This is a genomic window from Candidatus Zixiibacteriota bacterium (genome assembly GCA_034003725.1).
Classification (GTDB): Bacteria; Zixibacteria; MSB-5A5; order GN15; family FEB-12; genus WJMS01.
In genome coordinates, this window is sequence record JAVEYB010000005.1 from 1 (window position 1) to 21025 (window position 21025).

Consider the following 21025-nt stretch of genomic DNA (forward strand, 5'->3'; position numbering starts at 1 on the left):
GCTGGTCAGATACAACGAGCAGCGGTGTCACGACGCCCTGGGCGGCCTGCCGCCGACGATCTTCCGGGAACGTCAAACCGCCGAAAACTCTACTTATGAATTGTCTACTTGACAGGGAAGCTTACGCCCACACTCACTCGAAGGTAGGCTACACCAAGTTGCGAAATCGAAAGGAGTATCATCACAGTTGGGAGCTTGGAGTTGGAAAGGGTCCTTCTCGTGGTCAGAAACAAACTCAGTATACTTGGCAGGATCTTCCGTCTCATCTGAAAGATAAGGCCAGTAACCAATACCTTTCGCGCCATAACATAACGCAAGATTCACCAGCATCCACAATTCATTCTGCGTCGGTTTTCGACCAGGCTTGTAGACCACAGAATCGATTTTGGCCCAGAAGTCAAAGACGGGAACGACTATCCAGAAATCCACTGCCCCTCCGGGTGCAACCATAGCTCTATCGCGGACTATTGCCAACCGGTCCCTGTACCAATTGACCATACACTGCACATTAGTATAGTCCTCAGGATTCGACGACGAAGTGTAGTAAGAGTTTACGCCATATAGATCTACCATGAAAAAGTCAGCATTCGTGTACCGAACGTAGGTGTCGTAATACTGACTTTGAAAGTTGCCCGCGGAGGTGTTATTGTATGCACCAAGGGTTCCTATGACCTCATGTGGATATTGATCATCGACGATAGCATCAGTAACATCCTTGACACGGGCTACAACCTGAAATTCTGGGCCATACGATTCATCAAAGGCATAGAATCCTGTAACTGCACCCTTTGCATACTCGTGGTCGTCATACCACGCCTTAATAGAATTAACTACTTGAGAACGGTGGTTATAGACCAGAGAGTCGAATCGTCTTCCAATATCATCATAGACATAGAAGCTGTCTAAATAGACCGTTTTGACGTTCGGCCAATACACTTTGTAATGATATTGATACTGGTCCCCCCAAAGGCCGTTCTTGGTAACACAGGTCTCCGCGTAGGAGTGGTACTCCGTCTCGTTGTGGAAACTCGTGTCATATACATCCTTGACGAAGCGATAGGGGATAGTGCAGTAGGTAGTGTCATTGGCAATATAACATACATTCGTTACTTCGCGAAGGTCCTTCCAAGAAGGGTTTTGTTCCGACGACGGGAAATTTATTGCCACGAGTTTTTCGCCAACGGATGGTGTCCTATCAACCGTCGGGTATGTGACAAATTGACCATTCTCCTTTCGAACGAGAAGCGTGTCGTTCAGCCGGTAGACACGATACGGGCTGTTATCAAGATCAGCGACAAAACTGCTACGTTGAGCTATCCAATACTCAAAAATAAGTTGGGCAACAACTGAGCCGTTTGAGCCGCTCGTGTCAGGTAGCCTCAGCTTGGCTTCGTATACAACCTCATGACCTTCGCCGAGGTGCTTTCCGATGAAGTGGAGAACACCCTCGACAAAGTCAGCGTGTAGCATACCTGAAAAACTGCTATCGTCAACGACTGCCATGAGTACAGGTCTCTGAATAGATACATCAGTCGCGCGCCTCGCGACGATTGAGGATGACCTAAGATATCCATCTATGGCTTGGTCATTGGCTCCTGCCATGCGAGTATTTGCAGAACCGCTCATGGCATTATAAAGGTCCAAGTCAGGGAGAATCTCCAACTCTTGATCCACCCGATTAGGCCAATGCTTCGTGTACGCCTTAATCCCCCATGTGCCGCCAGTGTAGTATCCGAGCGAGTCAGCATTGAAATTCTCCAGATGGCTGATACCACACGTATCCATGTATGCAAAATAGACTCCGAAGCTATCGCACGCATCCTCCCACGGATCCTGGTATGAGAACACATTGAATCGATTACGCGCATGTCCTGTCGTCACAGTCACTGCAACTACTACAAACACCAGTGCGGTAACTAATACAGTCCTGACTGGAAATCTCATGGTGATATCTCCCCTCCCTAAGGTTCTCAAATAGGATTATTGTGAATTCACTGCTATCGCAACAAAACCATCTTCTTAGAGTCGAAATACTTAGGAGTGCGGAGCAAACTCCAGTAAACACCGCTGACCACCGGACTCCCAGTGTCATTTGTTCCATCCCAGTCAACAGAGTGCATCCCTGCCGACAAATCACATGACATGAGCGTCTTCACTCGCTGACCGAGCACATTGTGAATCGTCAGTGTAACAGACGATTTTTCGGGTAAAGAAAATGAGATCGTTGTTGATGGATTAAACGGGTTGGGATAATTCTGAAACAACTCGAAGTCTACGGGAAGAACAACACCCCCACCTCCGCTGCCACCAGTGCTGGTAGAACCGTCAAACCCCGCATAAATGTAGACTGTGCCGATACTCCCCGCGTGAACACAGGAAAACGCGAAGTCGTCAATACCATCGCTATTAAAGTCACCGATACCCGCCACGTCCATCCCGAACTGCGTCTTGTAACCGGGAAGTTCATTGATATATAACTCAAAATCAGGCAGGCTGTCGGCGTCGGGACCACCGTAGTACAAATACACCCAGCCGACACCGCTCCACTGGGTGGGCAGTGACGTGATCAGGTCTGGATATCCGTCGTTGTTGATATCACCTGCGGAGGCTGCCCTACCACGAGGAGAAGGTATGGTCAAGTTAGGTATCGAGTCAATACCGGGACCTCCAAAATAGATGAACGCGGCAGTGTCAGTAGTAGCCGATGCAGCCGCGTAGACATCATCGTAACCATCACCGTTAAAATCTCCGAGGTTTACCAATAAACCACCAAAGCTCTCCCAATCCCTTTGATACGAACCCGGTCGAGGTATGACAAGATCTGGAATGGTATCAAAGGACGGGCCGCCCCAATAGAAATATACCTGGCCTTTCAGGCTGTCGGCGAAGTATAGAGGGCGAAGGCTGGCCGCAAGATCGTCGTATCCGTCACCATTGAAATCGCCGGTGATGAGCCCTTCTGCGAAGGCAAAGCTGCTCGGGGAAAGCGCTGCCGGACTTATGATCAGATCCAACGACGAATCCATAGGTAAGTTAAGGTCATAGATACACAGTGACCAGAAATCATCACCGCAAGTAATCAACTCATCCACCCCATTGCCATCAACATCATATCCCCTCACTGATGGACCATACCCGTAGAGGTCGTTGGTGCCAAGTAATGCAACTGGGGAAGTATCAAGATCATTTCCGCCATAATAAACAGCTCTTCTGTAAGCGGGGTAGATGCCGTAGAGCAACGAAAAGTCATCTCTGAAATCGCCATTAATGTCATACAAATTCACAGGCTGACTAGTGTTATCGTATGTAATATCAACTACGGAGTCAAGAAGTGCTCCACCGTAATACAAGTGCATGCTGAACCGGGTGTCGCCGACCAGAATGTCCGAACAGCGATCACCGTTCTGATCCCCAAGTGATATGATCTGGCGACCAAACAGAACACCCATCGTATCGGACGTAATTCTGCCAAGCAGTGCCGGCCGCTGAGCACATAAATCGTCAACATGGATTACGAAGACAGATACAGATAGTGATAGCAGGAAAAGGAGGATTCTCATAACTCCCCACTTTCTTACCTATAAAGAACGGACCGATGTCATGATTCGTCAAGTGATTTCTGCGTTAAGCAGCTCATGGTGAGCATGAGACGGTTTCCTGTTCCAGTTATCGTCTTGTGATAAGTCAACTCCTTCTCCCCCAAATGGTCACCTTCAGAATCCGTTGTCCCATCTCCTCTCCGAGTCACGATCCCGGCGCAAAGCGCCGGGTATCATCCATCTCGTCGTTAGGCGGCATCTTGGGGCGCAGCCTCGGTAATCTACTCCCTCGAATCTTCTGGGTTACCACCATGTGCCATTGTGCATTATTAGATAGAGCGAATCCCCACATAGTGCTCGTTTGCTACCCCTAATCACTCGCCGCTGACAATGACTCGAGCATCAGGTTTGCTACCCCCCGTCCGTCTCTCAATTCAGCCAACTCCTTCGCGATCTCATCAAATCGGGCTGAAAGCGTCGCATTTGCCTCCCTGAGCATTACCACCTCTTCTCTCAAACTCTCCGATTCCCTGCTCCTCTTGGACCGTTCATCTTCATGTATAGTCTGAGCAGTCTCTTCTTCCATGATCCCCGCCCGATCTATATAGCGATCAACCTGCTTGCTCGACATGGCCCACCCGTAGCGATAGCACAGCTTGAAGCGATTGGACAGTCGATTGGCATAGTAGGTGGCTGAGCTGTGTCTCAGCAGATGGGGTGCCACCTGCTTCCCCAGTACCCGCCTTCCCACTCGATGCACAATCATGCGCATGTTGTCGTAGCGCAGCGGAAACAACTGCGCCTCGGGTTTGCCCTTCGCCGGATGCTCGTCCAACCACGTCTTCAGGTACTTCGTCGACAGCGGCAATGATATAGTCCGCGGCTTGGTCTTGCTGTACTCGATGCGCATCTTGTAGCATCCCAGAGAGGACTCTTGCCACACGTGCTCAGGTCGTATCCTGACTTTGAGGTTTGTCTCGGCTCTACTCCGGTTCCAATTTCGAAGCGGGTCCACCACCCGAGAGATTCAGCCGAACAAGCTTCGTGCGACCACGGGAAGTGTCAAGCTCTTGATTTGGCTTTGTTTCGCAGAATCAGTTTTGGCTGTTAATTTCGACGTTTATAGGAGGGGGAATTGGCTGGCCTGATCTGCCGCGCTGCAGGCGTTCAAGCTGGTTGATCGCACGATAGAGCTGGCGCTCAATGGTCGTTTCGTAGCGCTGGAGTCGATCTAACTCGCCATCCGGGGGAATGTGATTGGCCAAGAAGGTCGATTCAGAGGCGGAAGACTCAAGCTCCTCGTTGAACTCCTGACAGGTATTGAGCCGTTCAATTTCGCCATCCAGTCCCGTGATGAGGTTGGCTGTGAGCTTCGCCTTTGGAGGCTTCTTTCCAGTCGTGAAATCGGCATCTGTCAGCTCGGAATCGTCAACCAAGCTGTTCATAAGAAAAAGAAATGCACCGTGTGAGTCGCTATCTGAGCCCCAGTATGCGAGAATCCTGGACATCGTGTCGTCAGACAGTTTCCCCATGACCGCTGCCTCTGCTTTTGCATCCTCCAAGAGGCTCTTGAGAAATGTGACACCCATTGTGGATCTGCGAAGAGTCATTCGCTCGGCGTCCGTAAAGGGAAATCGCTTGTGATCGTTGAAGTTATCGATGAGTAGAGACACCTGATTGGTGGCGTGGCAATCCAATTGCTTTCGGATCACACCGGTTTCAGCCATCACCGCTCGCCTGAGCCGCCAGTAACACACGGCTATACGTTCTACGAGCATCTCTTCGAGCACACCGACAGGTCCCAGCTCTGCACGCAGGGTGTACAAGAGAGTGCCGAACTGCTTCAGGTCCTCTTTACCGTCCCCCTTTGCGATCACTACCTGCTGCGCGAGGAGACCGTGTTTCATGGCATTCCACTTCACTGCGTCCTTCCCCTTTTCGGTCTTCGGCCCGGTGGATTTCCGGGCGTTGCGCCTATTTGACTCCACTTTTGCAGGTGTTGTTTTGGCCATCAGTTCGGTAGCCCCGTTAGTATCTCGCCCCCGCACTTCTTCTTCAGCTCGTGAACTCGTTTCATGAGTGAAGGAGAAAGCCCCGCCAGAACTTGAAACTCCTGGAAGGTGTATCCGATCAAACCGTGGGACATCGCCTCAGAATCGCAGAACTCGGGGACAATCGCCAATTCATCTTCAAGCACCTTGCTATGGATGAGCACTACCATACTTGCAGCGTTGAATTGGTCCTGGCTATTCTCAAGAATATTGTCGACGTCAATCTCCTCCGACGGCACACCCTCGTTCACCTGATCTCTCCGCAACTCTCGAACGAGATCAAGGACATTTCCCTGTGGCATGTTACTTCTCCATATCCTGAGAATCGGGCTTGTCGAACTCTATCCTATTGTGACTCAACCCAGTACCTCAACTTCTCCACTTCGCCAGCCGCGCATGAGGGCGAATGGGTTTTTCTCCTATTCTCCGGAATCTATTCAAATGCCAGCTTCCTTGTTGGGGAAGTGGTGAAGTTGCTCTATGGCATTGCACTGAATAGTGTTAGACTTCTCAGGAATCGATTCCGAAGCACTGGAAGAGCGGAGAGGCGTCTGCTGCCTGTACTCATCACGCAGGGTCTGCGGATGCTTAAGGAGTGCTTCCGGGACTGTCGGCAACTTGAGAAACTGGTATTCATACGCCTTGCCCTGACCTCCCTTCAACACATCGAGACAACCCTGCCCAGCAGCTTCCTTGAGACAACGATCCACGGTCTTGGTGTTCCAATTGACCAGTCCGTATACTTCCTTCCTCTGGAATGACTCGCCGTCCTCGCCGCCGAACTTCTCCTTCAGTTTCATCAGGAGTGACTCTGTCTTGGGTGAGATAGCTTTGATGGTCTGGCCCAGTACTGCTGAAGCAAGCCCGTATGCAATCGCGTAGTCCACTTCGCTCGCCAGGATGTGTTCCTCTCCATCGACTGTCTGGGTGCCGCGCTGAAACTGGTGAAGAAGTGCACTCGTCTCGATAAGAGTAAGGAATCGCTGATGATCTCTCCGCGCGCGTATCGGTGTACTTGGGAATGTGATTAGGTCAACGAAGGGAATCTTCACCTTCCGCTTCTTCAATATCTGCTGGGCGATTGTCCAAACGGATAGATCCGGTGGCTGAGTAGTGTGTTTCAACCTGTATCGAGCCCGCTGAACCTCATGTATGCGGTCCGTTTGCTCTTCGGATTCATCGATGAAGACCTCGAAACTGCGAGTCTCGTTCTCGGGGTGGAGATGCGACCTGGTTGTGGTTTCTATGTACGCAACCGGACCGGCAACAGTCTTGTCTATTGTTTCGAACTTGCCAGTTTTCTCGTCTTTGACTGCCATGCTGATGGTCAGCTTCCCCTCCGATTGAAGGGTCCTGATCGAATAGTCACTATCCTCCGCACCGGGACGTTCATAGACTATTAGGATCTTGTGCGAGAGATCGTTTTGTCTGTGGTAAAGCGCCCTCGGCGTGATCGCCGAAAACGCCAACTTCTCGGCATCTGGCATAAATGCAGACATCTTCTCTACTAGGAAACTCTTCCCGCCCGAACTGTCTCCCTTGACAATCAGACTGATAGGCTTGTCGAGAAGTCGAGAGGTCATTGCAAGATAGACCAGAATCTTGTTGTCGTCCTCCCCTACGCAGCCAGACTTCTCAGTGGCTTCAAGGAACCGCTGAAGCAGATCGGGATCGTTTAGGAGTGCTTGAGCACGCTCTCGGTCCTCGGAGCAAATCGGTTGAGCCTCAGCATCCGGAATGCTCTCGACTTGGGAGCGACTGTCGTTCTTCCGCGACTGCTTCAGGCCGGCATTAATCGAGCTCTTCGGCAACTTGCTCGCTTTCGCGAGATTCGACACGTATCGGTCCCGATCGAAGTCATCCATCTCCACAAGGAGCGGAAGTATCTCTTTTGCTGCCTGCACCTTGGCGTTCTCAGGCAGGCATTGGATCGCGTCAATCTCCAGATCGACAAAGCCTCTGGCGGAATCAAGGAGTTTGGCTATCCCTGCGGTTCCAGTCTCACGAAGAACATCATTGAGGTCTTTCGCCTCGGGCAAGCTGGCCACATACGCCTTCTCAGGCATCAAACTGCCGATTCTCTTTGCTGCTTGTCGCCCGGCTTCATCGCCGTCAGTGCAGACGATTACTCTGTTGCATTTCCTGAATTTCTTCGCGTGATCAGCATTGAATTGACCAGTGCCCAGAATGCCAACTGCAGAATACCCGGCCTGACTGACGGAAATGCAATCCGGCGCACCCTCCGCGACAATAACCTGCTCTGAATGCAGCGCATCTTCGTTGTATAGGTAGGTCATGGGACCCGGCAAGTGTAGATACTTGGGTTGCGTGTTTCCCAGGACTCTGCCCGTCATGTGGACTACCTGCCCGCGTCTCCAATTGGGGAAGATCAGCCGATTCTGAAAGAAGTCCGTGTAGTGTCCGCCACTGCTTTTCCTGAGTAATCCAATCTCGATTGCCAATTCGAAGTAATTCGAGCCGCGTCTTTTCAATTCCTCGCAGAGCTTCCCGTCGGCCCATCCCAGTCTGAATTGACCTATTGTCTCGGCAGTTAAACCACGTCCCTCACTGAGATACATCCTCACTGTATCCGTCAGCCTGCCGTGATAGTAGTCTGTCGCGAACGTTAGCAACTCGTGGCGGTCTCGATGCCTTTGCATCTCCATTAGCTCGGAGCCACTGAAGACTCCGATGTCAATCCCCACCTGTGCGGCGAGGCTGCAGAGAACTTCCTTAAAGGGCCTGCGTTCCATCAGCTCAAGGAATCGAAACACGTCGCCACCTACACCACAGCCGAAACAGTGGAAGTACTGACCCTTTTGATTGACTGAGAAGCTCGGAGTCTTCTCATCGTGGAATGGGCATAGCCCTTTGAGATTGCGATTGAGGTCAACATACTCCGACACCACATTCACGATGTCGATGGACTCTCTAACCTTCTCCTTAACTTCTTCCAAGTTGGACACTTCCGTACCTCAACTCCGCTTCAGCGTCGGTTGGCGTCTCGTACCTGTGATACTGCTCATGGTGCACCTCACTCTGTGATGCCATGCTCGCGCAGTGTCGGATCGCGATGATGCCGGCCAAGTACTGCAGTCCTTGACTGGCCTTGTCGTTTTGAGCAGGAACTAAAGTCACGGCATCTTGCCCTTTGAACCCAGCCACGGTTCGAAGAGATCATCCAACTTGCAGTCCAACGCTTCCGCGATAAGCAATGCGTAAGGAGTTGACAGAAACAGCTTATTGCTCTCTATGGCTGAGATAGTCGTACAGGGGATGCCTGTCATCCTTGAGAGATCCTTCTGCTTAGCAACTTTGGCACTGAGGCGACATTGCAAGACTCGATTCCGATAGCGTCGCTTCACCCCCGCCACCCGCTCGCTGAAGATGCGTTTTCGTGTCATCGACATACATCCTTGCATATTTCTGGACACGCCAATCCACATGACCCGTTTTTTTGACGGCCGAATGATAGCCATAACCATATGGAAAATCAAGGGAATAAGGTTGATTTGGCTCATGACCGCTCATTTCTTCAGGAAAGGCCGAACTTAGTTCAGGATTCTCTTGACAGCGGCAATACGTATATGCATATTCTTCATGCACTACCCAACGGAAAGGATGGAGAAGGCGCATGGCGATTCCCACATTGGCCGAGAAGGTCAGGATAAAACGAGAGGAATTGGGAATGACTCAGAAGGATCTGGCCAAGAAATCAAACCTGACGCAGGCAACGATATCTCGTGTCGAGTCAGGTGAGGTCACCCAACTGCGATCGGAAAATCTAGCAAGACTCGCCAAGGCGCTCGGCGTGACCGCGGATTTCCTCGCAGGTAGCCGAGCGCGGATGGATTTCAGTGAAACGCTGACCGCAGACGAAACGGCGAAGGTCATTTTTCGCGGCTTTGAGAACCTCTCAGAAGATCGAAAGCAGCAACTGAGAGAATACGTCTTGTATTTGCTCTCGTTGCAGAAGAAGGACCCAGCAAAGTAGGAGTCCAGGATCAACGATGTCAAGGAAGTACCTTTCGGCTGACCCGCGTGCATATGCTCGACGAGTGATCGAGGACATAGGGCAAGAGGCTCCGCCTGTCAGAGAGGACGCTGTGTTGGACTATTTCGGCTTGAGGAAGATTCGGCTACGTAGGACCGATCTTGCTCAGATCCCTTCGTTTTGCAAAGAGAGAGCCGGAATTGACTCATTCCTGATTCGACAGGGGGACACCGGAACCATTTATCTCGCGCCCCGCAAATCTGCGGAGCGAGACCGGATGTCTATATTCCACGAGGTGGGCCACTTTGACCTCCCGTGGCACGGACAGCACAGTTTTGTGTGCGATACCAGTCCCTGGTCGTCACATTCTGCGCGAATCGAACGCGAAGCCTTTGCTTACGCATCCGAAATGTTAATGCCGTTAGAATGGTCTATTGACTATCTCCGTGGCCGCTTCACTCTTCTCCAGTTGCGGAAATTTGCTAACGCGTTTGAGGCTTCGTTCGAATCGGCAGCAATCAAATTCGTAAAATACTCCGACAGGCCGTGCTCTTTGGTGGACTTCCAGAGGCTTCAGCAACCGGACGAATACGGTCAGCACTACCGAATAAGGTACGCAGTGACCTCGCGTTTCTTTCCACGAGGACTCTCTCGTTTCTCCAGAATTGCCGACTCGTCATTCTTGGATAGCTACTTGGCCAATCGGCGAAACAGCCAACATGAGGTGAACGGCTCGTCGCTTGGTCTAAGCAAATGTTGGACACTGGAAATGGAACTCAAGTACCACGGTCCGGACCATGTCTTGGGGCTGCTAAGTATGCCAAGACAGCAACTCGGATTCAAGTCAGGATTGGAAATCGAGCATGAAAGTCGCGCTATACGCCCGCGTCTCATCAGAACGCCAGGCAGAGAAAGACCTCTCCATCTCGGCTCAGCTTAAGGAGCTTCGGCGATACGCAGATCGGCAAGGCTTCACGGTGGTCCGTGAGTTTGTCGACAAAGCCGAAAGTGCGAGGACTGCGAACCGACCGGCGTTTCAGGAAATGATCGGCGTGGCCAAGCAGAAGGCACGTCCGTTCGATGCCATCCTGGTCTGGAAGCTGTCAAGATTCGCTCGCAACCGCGAAGATTCAATCGTCTACAAGTCGATGCTTCGAAAACGCGGCATCCAGTTGATCTCGATCAATGAACAGGTGGACGATTCACCTACGGGGATGCTTCTGGAGGGCCTAATCGAAGTAGTGGACGAGTTCTACTCAATGAACCTTGCCCAGGACACAAAGAGGGGGCTTCGAGAGAACGCCCAGAGGGGCTTCTGCAATGGTGGAATAGCGCCATATGGCTATCGGCGAAAAGGGGTGATCGACGGACAAGCAAAGCGCAGCATCCTGGAGCCCGATCCAGAAACGGAACCGATTGTCCAAGAGATCTTCGCGATGTGCCGGGATGGCTTGGGAGCCAAGGAAATTGCAAAGGTTCTTAACCACCGGGGCTTCCAAACTCGGAGCGGCCGACAATGGTCCAAGACGGCTATCCTGTATATACTCCGCAATCCTATCTACACCGGCAGATATGTATATGCTCGAAACCGGAAACTGACCAAAGGCGAGGATCGGTTCACGATAGAAGGCAGAATTGAGCCAATCATCAACAAGTCGCTGTTCGAGGAAGCCCAGCGTTTGATTGAGAGTAGGTCGCCTCTCGTGACCGCGCCAGCACGGACCCACTCTGAATACCTGCTCAGCGGACTCTGCTATTGCGGCAAGTGCGGGAGGGCGCTGCAAGGGGGCACCGCGAAGTCAGGTCGATATCGATACTATGGTTGCTACAATCACTTGAGGCGGGGCAAGACTACCTGCGACGCCAAGCTCGTCAACGCCGAACGGTTTGAACAGCTCGTGGTGGAGAAGCTTAAGGAGAGGGTCCTTACACCTGAGAGACTCGCGGAGCTGCTGGAAATGACAAACAGGGAGATCGTATCCCAGTCGAGAGGTACCCAGAAGGAGATTGACGCTCTCACCAGAGAAATCGAAGCCCGCCAGAAGAAGCTCGACCGCCTTTACGCCGCTCTGGAGGATGGCAGTCTGGATCTCGCTGACCTAAGCCCGAGAATCAAGCGCCTCAGAACCGACATCGACAAGCTGCAGTCAACGCTCAGTGAAAAGACCAGTGCCCAAGCGTCACAGCAAACGTTCAAGCCCCTCAATCAGAGACAACTTCAGAACTATGTAGATGACTTGTATGATCTTCTTTCCAACGCCTCGGTCTTCGAGCGGCGTGGGTTTCTGAAATCGTTCGTGAAGAGGATCGAGGTGACTCATCCCGACGTCAAAGTTGAGTACACGTTACCGCTTATTCGGGAGGGGGCAAAGGGGGAAGTTCTGTCTATTGATAGAAAAAGCGGCCCCAATATCACTCTCCCCAAACTTTTGTAGAATTCGCCTTTTCAGTCAAATCCAGTTACTCAATAACTAGCGGAACACGTTGGAAGACAATAGAATAGCATATGGTCGCTGACCGCACCAGATTCACCGATTGGTGCAGGGCAAACAAAGGAACATTTGACTACGTAAAGGGTTTAATGTGCAAGATATTGACGACCAAGTCGGTCGATAATATATTAGGAGCCAATGAAACAACAGTTAAGAACATCTCTTTCCTCCATACTGTGCTTCCTCCTGATAGCAGGGGTCGTAGCAGGCAGCAATGGGAGTGTCTTGTGCATCGGCGCTGATGATCATGTCGAGGTAGAATCCGTCTGTCAGCCGTGCTGTGCGAGCGCTGAACGCGACTGCGATGCGAGTGGTTGCGGTTTGGAGCATGACGATCACGAAGAATGCTTCGACTGTACTGATGTCGCCATCTCCCTGCAGATCCTATGCGAGAGAAACAGCGCACTTGGTTCCGGCTTGCAGATCCAATTCTCCTCCTTGCAGACCTTAAGCGCAGTATCAGGGGCTCAATACCTCACTGCCGTAACATCGAGGGCCGCCCCGGGTGGGTTACAGGATCTATTCTCTGCTTCCTTCAGCCGACATCTCGCATCAACAGTTATACGCTGCTGATCCTTTCTTTCTATTTTTCCAAGTAAACAATCCCGTGCATCTCAATTGAGTTGCATGCTGTTAGTTAATTTCACCCTTTTTGGAGAGTATAAATGAAAGGAAACGTGTACCGACTTTTCATAGTCGGCATAATCATTATATCAGGCAGTGTAGGCGCTGCGGAGCGCTGGCAGATACCCTTTGACACCTCAACAGCAGGAACACGGCCCGAGACCGATTCGGTTTATGGCATTGCAGAGGTGATGAGGCTGGTTGCGCTGCAAAACCCCACCCTCAAGGCTCTCGAATATCGACAAGAGGCCGCGCGAGGATTGCTCAAGCAAGCAGGGCTGTGGTCGAATCCGGAGCTTGGATTGGAGGCTGAGGAAGTCGGTTGGGACGCTCCCGGTCTCGAAGAGTCAGAACTATCTATCTCGCTATCTCAGGATTTTGAGCTTTTTGGCCAACGAGGCGCCCGCAGGGCCCTGGCACGATCCCAGATTGACAACGTCCACTTGCAAGCAAGGTTGGCCGCTTTTGACCTCTATTTCGAGACAAAGGCCCGATTCTACGCGTTAGTCCACGCCCAGCAACAACTGGAATTGGCACAACGGTCAATGGAGCTTGCCGAACAAATTGTAGACAACATCAAATTCAGAATTGAGAAGGGCGCGGCGCTTCAGTCCGAACTTCTTCTAGCAGATCTGGAATACCAGCGTGCTGAACTGGCTCTGGAGCAGGCGCAACAGGAAGTTTCATCCGCCTCGGTAGTTCTGACCGCCCTCTGGGGTGATTCGTCCGCCAGTCTCTCTGTCTCGGCTAATACTGAGCCAGACTTTCAGGACGCACTGAACAGCGTTGCATCACTCGAATCTCAACTGGATTCTACTCGCTCTCTCTTGCAGCTGGAGCAGGAGACCGGGATTCTAAGAGCTGAAGCCTCGCTGGCGGCTGCCGAAGCTCGTCCCCCCATTACTTTGAGTGGCGGCTTCAAACGACTGGAGGGAACGAATTCAAACTCCTTCCTTCTTGGGATATCCCTGCCACTCCCGCTATTCAACCGCAATCAAGGTACCCGGGAACGACTGGAGTCGGAGATGCGCGCTCTGGAGTACACAACAAAGCAAACCCGAGTGGAAACCAGGGCGGATTTGCAGTCTCAGGTTTTCCGACTACGGCAACTGGTACAGCGCCATGATCGTCTGGATTCACTTCTGCTGCCAACGGCAGAGAATGCCTATTCGACACTGCAGGATGCCTACGAAGCCGGTCGTGTTCCCTACACGCAACTGCTTGAAGCCGAACGCTCACTGAATGAGCTTCGCTTCGAACATAACGACATGCTGCTTCAAATCCACACCCAGGTCATAGAGATCGAGCGCGTGACGGGAATAACAATTCGTATTGACGAGGAGTAGTGATAGCCATGAAAAATAGATTCCTTCTTTTAATTGGATTATTGATTCTGCCGGGCATCGCCTTAAATGCTCAGGCCCAGGATGAGCACGATCATGATAAACCGGCCACCGCAACCTCATCGGAGCAATCGGCTGATCAGCATGATGACCATGAAGACCACGATGAACACGGCGATGAGGAGGCTCATGATGATCATGCCGGACACGATGAAAGTGAATCGGAATTCGTGAAATTGACTGCAGCAGAAATGGCGGAATTCGGCGTCGTTCTTGACACGACCGGGCCGGGTCGGATACGCAATGAGATTGTTGTCCCCGGAGAAATTGCCGTCAATGGTGACCGTATTGCTCATATCGTTCCTCGCTTTACGGGTGTGGTGAAAGAGGTGAGAAAGCGTATCGGTGATAGAGTGCGTACGGGCGATGTCCTGGCTATTGTTGAGAGCAACGAAGGGCTGACTCCGTACAATGTCACCGCTCTTATGGATGGTACCGTAATCGACAAGGAAATCAACGTCGGTGAGGTTCATCAAGGCGACCGGCCCGCATTCATCATTGCCGATTTGGACACGGTTTGGGTCAACCTGAGCATCTATCAAATGCACCTCACGGAAGTACAGACCGGTCAGACCGCAGCCATAACGGCTGATCACGGGATAAATTACGATAACGGGGTGATCTCGTACGTCTCGCCCGTCGTCGATGAACATACACGAACTTCAACTGCCCGCGTAGTGCTGGCTAATCCTACCGGTAAGTGGCGTCCCGGTCTTCTTATTGAGGGACGGATTGCTACCGACGCCTACCCGGCGTCTGTGGTTGTGCCAAAGTCGGCAATCTTCCATATGGATGATGCTGAGGTTGTGTTTGTGCTGACTCCCGAGGGATTCCGGGCACAACCCGTCTCAATTGGACGCACCAACCATGTCAATGCCGAAATCATGAGCGGCCTTCAGGCTGGTCAGACATATGCGGCCAGCGGCGGGTTCACCATTAAAGCTGAAATGCAAAAAGGGTCGTTTGGCGACGGCCATGCGCACTAATCGGGAGGATAATCATGTTTGAAAAACTTACCGATTTTGCGCTGAAAAATCGCCTGCTCATACTGGTGCTCGGTGTCATCGTTCTGATCGGCGGATATTACAGCTATAACCGCTTGCCGATTGACGCCTTCCCCGATGTTTCCCCAAACCTGGTTCAGGTGTTTACGGTGACCGAAGGGCTCGCACCCGAGGAAATCGAGAAATATGTCACTTATCCGGTAGAGACTGCAATGAACGGCTTGCCCGGAGTGACCAAGATACGATCGGTTTCAAACTTCGGGCTGTCCGTCGTCAACATTTATTTCGAAGACGACCTGGATATCTACTTCACGCGCCGTCTGGTCGGTGAACGACTACAGGAGGCTCGTGAACAGATCCCCGAAGGGTTTGGTGAACCAGAGATGGGGCCGATTTCGACCGGGATGGGCCTGGTACTTTTCTACTACCTTGAAGATACGACCGGCACATATAGCCTGGAAGAGCTTCGCAGTATCCAGGACTGGGTAGTAAAATTCAATCTTCAGACTGTGCCAGGCGTTACTGAAGTGCTCGGTATCGGCGGCTATGAAAAACAGTATCACGTCATACTGCACCCCGAGCAACTGCTTCGATATGATGTCTCTCTTGAGGAACTGCGGGAAACATTGATAGCAAACAACCTGAACGTCGGTGCCCAGTTCCTGGAACGCAACGCAGAGGAGTTCATTGTCCGGTCGGTTGGCCTCGTGACCGCTCTCGAAGACATAAAGAACATAGTTGTGAAGACTGAAGCCGGTACACCGATATATCTCGGTCAGATATCCGAAGTGAAGGTCGGCGGGGCTATTCGGCGCGGCCTGCAGACGCGCAATGGCGTCGAAGAGGTAGTATCGGGTCAGGTTGTCAAACTGTATGGCACGAACTCTTCGACAGTCATCGGCCGCGTTGAGCAGAAGATGGCTGAAATCAACAAGATCCTACCCGACGGCATTCAGCTTGTGCCCTACTATGAGCAGAAGTCTTTGGTTGAGGCGGCAGTTGCGACTGTTACCAATGCCCTCCTGTTTGGTATCATTCTAGTTGTTATGGTCTTGCTTCTTTTCATGGGAGGTATACGGCCGAGCCTCGTCGTTGCGCTCGCCATACCCTTCTCAGTTCTTTTTGCGGCAATTCTGATGCGTCGAATCGATCTCTCGGCCAATCTCATGTCATTGGGTGGTCTTGCAATTGCGATCGGAATGCTCGTAGACGGAACTATAGTCATTGTCGAAAACATTGAGCGAAAACTACGGGAGGCAGATCACGCCGAATCGAAGCTTCATATCATCGCTCGAGCGTGCGGTGAAGTCGGCCGACCGATCATTTTCGCCATCGCCATTATCATTGTCGTTTTCATTCCCCTGTTCACACTTCAGGGGGTTGAAGGCAAGACTTTTAGTCCACTGGCTTATACGGTGGCCTTTGCCATGCTTGGATCGTTGCTCTTTGCTATATTCCTTGCCCCGGTGTTGTCATCACTCCTAATGAAACGTAGCAAGAAAGCCACTTCTTCGAAGGATGGAGAAGAAACCGGCGTTTTGCGTTGGCTTCTGATACCGTATCGGCCCATAATTCGTTTCTTTGTGAGACAGCGTTGGGTTGCGGTATCAGTCGCGGTTGTGTTGCTGCTGATCGGAGCGGTGGTCTTCCCGCAACTTGGCTCCGAGTTCACACCATCCCTTCAGGAAGGCACAATTGTGTTGCGCCTGACTATGGCCCCTTCAATCGCGCTGACCGAGTCCACCCGAATTGCCCAGATCGTCGAGCGGCGACTTATGAAAGTTGACGAAGTCACTGGCGTTGTCACGCGAATCGGTCGCGGGGAAGTCGGTGCTCATACCGACCCGGTCAACAGCGCGGAGATGTATATCCAGCTGAAGGAACCAGAGGAATGGACCCACGGTGAAAACCAGGAGGAATTGCAGGATTACATCCGCGACCAGTTGGGTGCAATTCCCGGTGTTCAGACTAATTTCACGCAGCCAATTGAAATGACTGTCGATGAGTTGCTGGAAGGTATTAAGGCTGAGCTGGCAATCAAGCTGTTCGGTGAGGACCTGCAGGAGCTCAAACGGCAGGCCGACCGGATCGCCGAAGTCATCGGTGAAGTACGTGGCGCGGCTGATGTTCAAGTCGACCAAATCACCGGTACGCCGCAGCTCTTGATTACGGTGGATCGGGCCGCCATCGCCAGGTACGGCATCAATGTCGAAGATGTCCAGCATACTATCGAGGCTGCTGTCGGTGGGGCCACTGCCGGTCAGCTGTTTGAGGGTATTCGGCGCTACGACATCCTTGTTCGTTACCACGAAGAACATCGCAGTACGCCCGAACAGATAGAAGACATTTTGGTCAAAGCTCCCTCCGGTGCCTGGGTTCCTCTTGAGCAACTGGTGACTATGCGAGAGATTATCGGGCCGCGCCAAATCACGCGAGAAGACAATCAGCGATTCATCACCGTGCAGTGCAACGTCTTTGATCGCGATATTGGCAGCTTCGTCGAGGAGGCTCAGGCGGCCATCGACGAACAGGTGGATTTGCCGCCGGGGTATCTCGTCACGTGGGGTGGCCAGTTCCGGTTGCAGCAGGAGGCAAACAAGCGCTTTGCCATAGTCATTCCGGCTACCTTGCTATTGGTTTTTCTGATGCTCTATTCCAGCTTCAATTCTCTGAAGAACTCACTCCTTATCCTGCTAAACATTCCGCTGGCGCTCGTTGGCGGGATTGTCGGTCTCTGGCTGACCGGAGAGAACCTGTCGGTGCCGGCTTCGGTAGGCTTTATAGCCCTGTTTGGCATAGCACTCGAAAATGGGATGGTGTTGGTTACTTACTTGAACCAGTTGGTTCGCGACGGTAAGTCATACGAAGAGGCATCCGTCACCGGTGCGTCTCTTCGACTACGGGCTGTCCTGATGACCGCCATGACCACCGGGCTGGGACTCACCCCCCTCATCTTTTCGAGCGGCGTTGGCAGTGAAGTTCAGCGGCCGCTCGCTATTGTGGTGGTCGGCGGGCTCATCACCTCAACTGTCCTGACACTTCTGGTAATTCCGTCGATTTACCGGTGGTTTGCCAAGTATCCGGAAGCCGTCATCGCCCATGAAACGACAAAGGAGTAGGAAATATGAAAGCAATACTTGCCATTATTAAGCCGCATAAATTAGCCGATGTCACCCTGGCCCTCCGTAAACTGGAGGGCCTCACCGGCATGACGGTAACGGACGTTCGCGGGTTCGGCCGTACCCGTGCCGAAGGTGCGGGAGAGCTGGTTCCAGACGATGTCGCCGATTTCGTCCGCAAGTCTCGAATCGATATTGTGTGCGATGATTCTATGGCCACAACGATCATCGAGACCATTCAGGAACACGCTCATACCGGTGCCCATGGCGACGGAAAGATCTATTCTTGGCAAATAGACCACGCTATCCGTATTAGTACTGGAGAAACCGGTGACAAAGCGGTGTAGAAAACGGAAATGTTGCTGATTCGATCTGTGTACAATGTTCCAAAAATGGACTGTCCCGCTGAGGAGCAGATGATCCGAATGGCCCTCTCTCAAATAGAGGGCATTCGGTCTCTCGACTTCGAACTTAATGCGCGTAGACTGGTAATCTGGCACTCCATAGATGTTGGCAGGCTAACGGACAAGCTCGTTGGACTGAGACTTGGAGCTGAGTTGTCGGAATCTCAGTCGGTATCTGAGAGTGAGTATTTGTCACAAGGCTCGATTCAGTCTGATCGGCACGAATCGCAAGTATTGTGGACATTGCTCGGAATCAATGCCACCACGTTTGTGGTGGAGTTCGTCTCGGGCTGGGTAGTGGAGTCTACCGGGCTTATAGCGGATTCTCTCGATATGCTTGCGGATGCCACAGTATACGGTATTAGCCTATACGCCGTCGGCAAAGCGGCCAGGCATAAATTAACAGCCGCCCGCGCAAGCGGGTGGTTTCAATTACTTCTCGCCCTTGGCGCCCTGACTGAGGTTATCCGCCGCTTCATCTTTGGCAGTGATCCTGAGCCCTTTTACATGGTTGGTGTTGCCGTCGTCGCTTTGGTTGCCAATGTCGCCTGCCTGTGGCTGTTGGCAAAGCACAGGAACAAGGGGGCGCACATGAAAGCGAGCTGGATATTTTCGACCAACGACGTCATTGCCAATGTCGGCGTGATAGTCGCCGGAGTATTGGTCAGTCTCACGGGCACCCGGTACCCGGATCTGGTGATCGGATGCATTATCGCGGCAATTGTGTTCTACGGTGCGCTGCGTATACTAAAGCTGAAGTGAAAGCTGTAATGCTGATTTCTTGTCAATTATCTCGGCATGCGGGGCACCAGGCTACTTGTAGTGCAAACAATCGTCAGGGATTACGCTAATGAGTGCCACCCACGACCATGATCATGGAATGCGGCGCTGGGAAAAAGCCTTTGGTATCGGAATAGCGCTGAATGTCATCTTTGTGGCGGTCGAGGTATTCTACGGTCTTGCCGCCAACTCCTCGGCGCTCCTGGCTGATGCCGGACACAACGCCAGCGACGTGCTGAGCCTCGTATTTGCCTGGGCCGCAATTTGGATTGCAGGCAAGAAGCCATCGGGGAAGTATACGTACGGATTGCGCCGTACCACGATCCTGGCGTCAATTGTAAACGCGCTCTTGATAGTTGCCGCAGCCGGAGTCATATCCTGGGATGCGATCAGGAAAATTCAGCAACCCGCTGAGGTTGCAGGTATGACCATCGTCCTGGTGGCCGGTATCGGTGTCGTAATCAATACCATTACCGCCTTGATGTTCATGAAGGGTCAGAAGGATGACCTCAATATCAAAGGAGCATTCCTCCATATGGCCGCTGACGCCGGCGTCTCCCTTGGAGTGGTAATTGCCGGCTTACTCATTCGGTATACCGGCGCCAACTGGATTGATCCCCTTATCAGCCTGGTGATTGTCAGCGTCATACTCTATGGCACCTGGGGACTCCTTCGAGATTCAGTCAACCTCGCCCTTGATGCCGTTCCAAAAGACATCGATCTCGGGGAGGTTCAGCAGTTCCTGAGATCCCGTGAGGAGGTTCAATCAGTTCATGACCTGCATGTATGGGGGATGAGCACAACGGAAGTGGCCCTTACGGCTCACTTGGTTGTATCGGCAAGAAACGATGATCATTTCCTGAGTTCAGTTCGTTCCGAGCTGCATCAACGCTTTGGCATCGCGCATACCACTCTGCAATTGGAATCATCTGACGACGAGAACGACTGCGAGAATAGCTGTACTACTTGACTTCGCCCTTCTGTAATCGAGTTTCCAGTGAAAACGCGCTACTCTACATCAAGCTGAATTCGCAGGAAGACAATATCATAGGGCGATAGCGAGAACGCAGTAAAAGTTCTATGAAGCCGCCCAGATCAAACTACCTCATATCAGCTGACCCAGTCCAGCCTTCTTGAGGGTCTCGATATCGACACCACCGCTCGTACAACAGGATGCCAGTTTGCCATCTATGGCAACTGCGGGAACCGACTTGACGCCATATTCTTTTGCCTTATCACGACATTCGTTCGTTTCGCAGCCTTGGTTCAAATCATAGACTATAACTTCGCAACTTGAGCAGGCCGCTTTTTGAACCTGTTTCACTGTATCTTCACATACCGGGCACCCAGCAGTAAAGACTTCGACTGTTCTTTTCTGAGACATTCTTGATCTCCTTTCTTTCACGATTCGCTCGTTTTACAATTCGGGCATGCTACAATTGACTCATTCTTGTCTGAGGAACTACTCTCCTTGATTGGGATATTGTTCCAGACTGATGCGATTATCAGAATAAAAGCACCTAAGTAGAACAGATAATCGGATAGAGCGTAGTATTTTCCCCCGACGATTATAACCGTACTCAACAGTCCAATCCAAAATGGACGATAACCCCGT

The 21025-nt window shown here is 51.8% G+C and carries 16 protein-coding genes; 8 read left to right on the forward strand and 8 right to left on the reverse strand.

Features of this window, described 5'->3' with window-relative positions; translation table 11 throughout:
* Positions 1-93 precede the first annotated feature (93 nt).
* The 7 genes from RBT76_07355 to RBT76_07385 form a co-directional block, all read right to left on the reverse strand.
* Positions 94-1944, reverse strand: coding sequence for a hypothetical protein (locus RBT76_07355; protein MDX9857588.1), 1851 nt, complete (start codon positions 1942-1944; stop codon positions 94-96).
* 53 nt (positions 1945-1997) lie between these two features.
* Positions 1998-3560, reverse strand: a complete 1563-nt coding sequence (locus tag RBT76_07360) for an FG-GAP-like repeat-containing protein (protein ID MDX9857589.1) — start codon at positions 3558-3560, stop codon at positions 1998-2000.
* A gap of 349 nt (positions 3561-3909) precedes the next feature.
* Entirely contained in the window at positions 3910-4449 is a 540-nt protein-coding gene (locus tag RBT76_07365; protein MDX9857590.1) for a hypothetical protein, read from the reverse strand.
* A gap of 184 nt (positions 4450-4633) precedes the next feature.
* Positions 4634-5551, reverse strand: coding sequence for a hypothetical protein (locus tag RBT76_07370; protein ID MDX9857591.1), 918 nt, complete (start codon positions 5549-5551; stop codon positions 4634-4636).
* Positions 5551-5892 (reverse strand): hypothetical protein, encoded by a 342-nt coding sequence (locus RBT76_07375; protein ID MDX9857592.1) that lies wholly within the window; start codon positions 5890-5892, stop codon positions 5551-5553. The genes RBT76_07370 and RBT76_07375 overlap by 1 nt, the downstream gene beginning before the upstream one ends.
* 135 nt (positions 5893-6027) lie before the next feature.
* A complete protein-coding gene (locus RBT76_07380; GenBank protein ID MDX9857593.1) occupies positions 6028-8547 on the reverse strand; it encodes a CHC2 zinc finger domain-containing protein in 2520 nt (839 codons plus the stop codon).
* 177 nt (positions 8548-8724) lie between these two features.
* A complete protein-coding gene (locus RBT76_07385; protein MDX9857594.1) occupies positions 8725-9111 on the reverse strand; it encodes a helix-turn-helix transcriptional regulator in 387 nt (128 codons plus the stop codon).
* 113 nt (positions 9112-9224) lie between these two features.
* On the opposite strand from RBT76_07385, the gene RBT76_07390 reads away from it, so the two are divergent.
* From RBT76_07390 to RBT76_07425, 8 genes are all read left to right on the forward strand, one after another.
* A complete protein-coding gene (locus RBT76_07390; protein ID MDX9857595.1) occupies positions 9225-9584 on the forward strand; it encodes a helix-turn-helix transcriptional regulator in 360 nt (119 codons plus the stop codon).
* 863 nt (positions 9585-10447) lie between these two features.
* On the forward strand, positions 10448-12019 hold the full coding sequence (locus RBT76_07395) for a recombinase family protein (GenBank protein ID MDX9857596.1): 1572 nt from the start codon (positions 10448-10450) through the stop codon (positions 12017-12019).
* Positions 12020-12741: 722 nt separating this feature from the next.
* Positions 12742-14046 carry a TolC family protein gene (locus RBT76_07400; protein MDX9857597.1) on the forward strand — a complete coding sequence of 435 codons (1305 nt, stop codon included), beginning with the start codon at positions 12742-12744 and terminating at the stop codon, positions 14044-14046.
* Positions 14047-14054: 8 nt separating this feature from the next.
* Positions 14055-15089: an efflux RND transporter periplasmic adaptor subunit gene (locus tag RBT76_07405; protein ID MDX9857598.1), complete on the forward strand. Its 1035-nt coding sequence runs from the start codon at positions 14055-14057 to the stop codon at positions 15087-15089.
* Positions 15090-15103: 14 nt separating this feature from the next.
* Positions 15104-18226 carry a CusA/CzcA family heavy metal efflux RND transporter gene (locus RBT76_07410; GenBank protein MDX9857599.1) on the forward strand — a complete coding sequence of 1041 codons (3123 nt, stop codon included), beginning with the start codon at positions 15104-15106 and terminating at the stop codon, positions 18224-18226.
* Between the two features lie 5 nt (positions 18227-18231).
* On the forward strand, positions 18232-18573 hold the full coding sequence (locus RBT76_07415; protein ID MDX9857600.1) for a P-II family nitrogen regulator: 342 nt from the start codon (positions 18232-18234) through the stop codon (positions 18571-18573).
* A 9-nt stretch (positions 18574-18582) separates the two neighbouring features.
* A complete protein-coding gene (locus RBT76_07420) occupies positions 18583-19392 on the forward strand; it encodes a cation transporter (GenBank protein MDX9857601.1) in 810 nt (269 codons plus the stop codon).
* Between the two features lie 88 nt (positions 19393-19480).
* Positions 19481-20380 carry a cation diffusion facilitator family transporter gene (locus RBT76_07425; GenBank protein MDX9857602.1) on the forward strand — a complete coding sequence of 300 codons (900 nt, stop codon included), beginning with the start codon at positions 19481-19483 and terminating at the stop codon, positions 20378-20380.
* Between the two features lie 135 nt (positions 20381-20515).
* Here RBT76_07425 and RBT76_07430 read toward each other — a convergent pair whose 3' ends face one another.
* On the reverse strand, positions 20516-20794 hold the full coding sequence (locus RBT76_07430) for a thioredoxin family protein (protein ID MDX9857603.1): 279 nt from the start codon (positions 20792-20794) through the stop codon (positions 20516-20518).
* Between the last annotated feature and the right edge of the window lie 231 nt (positions 20795-21025).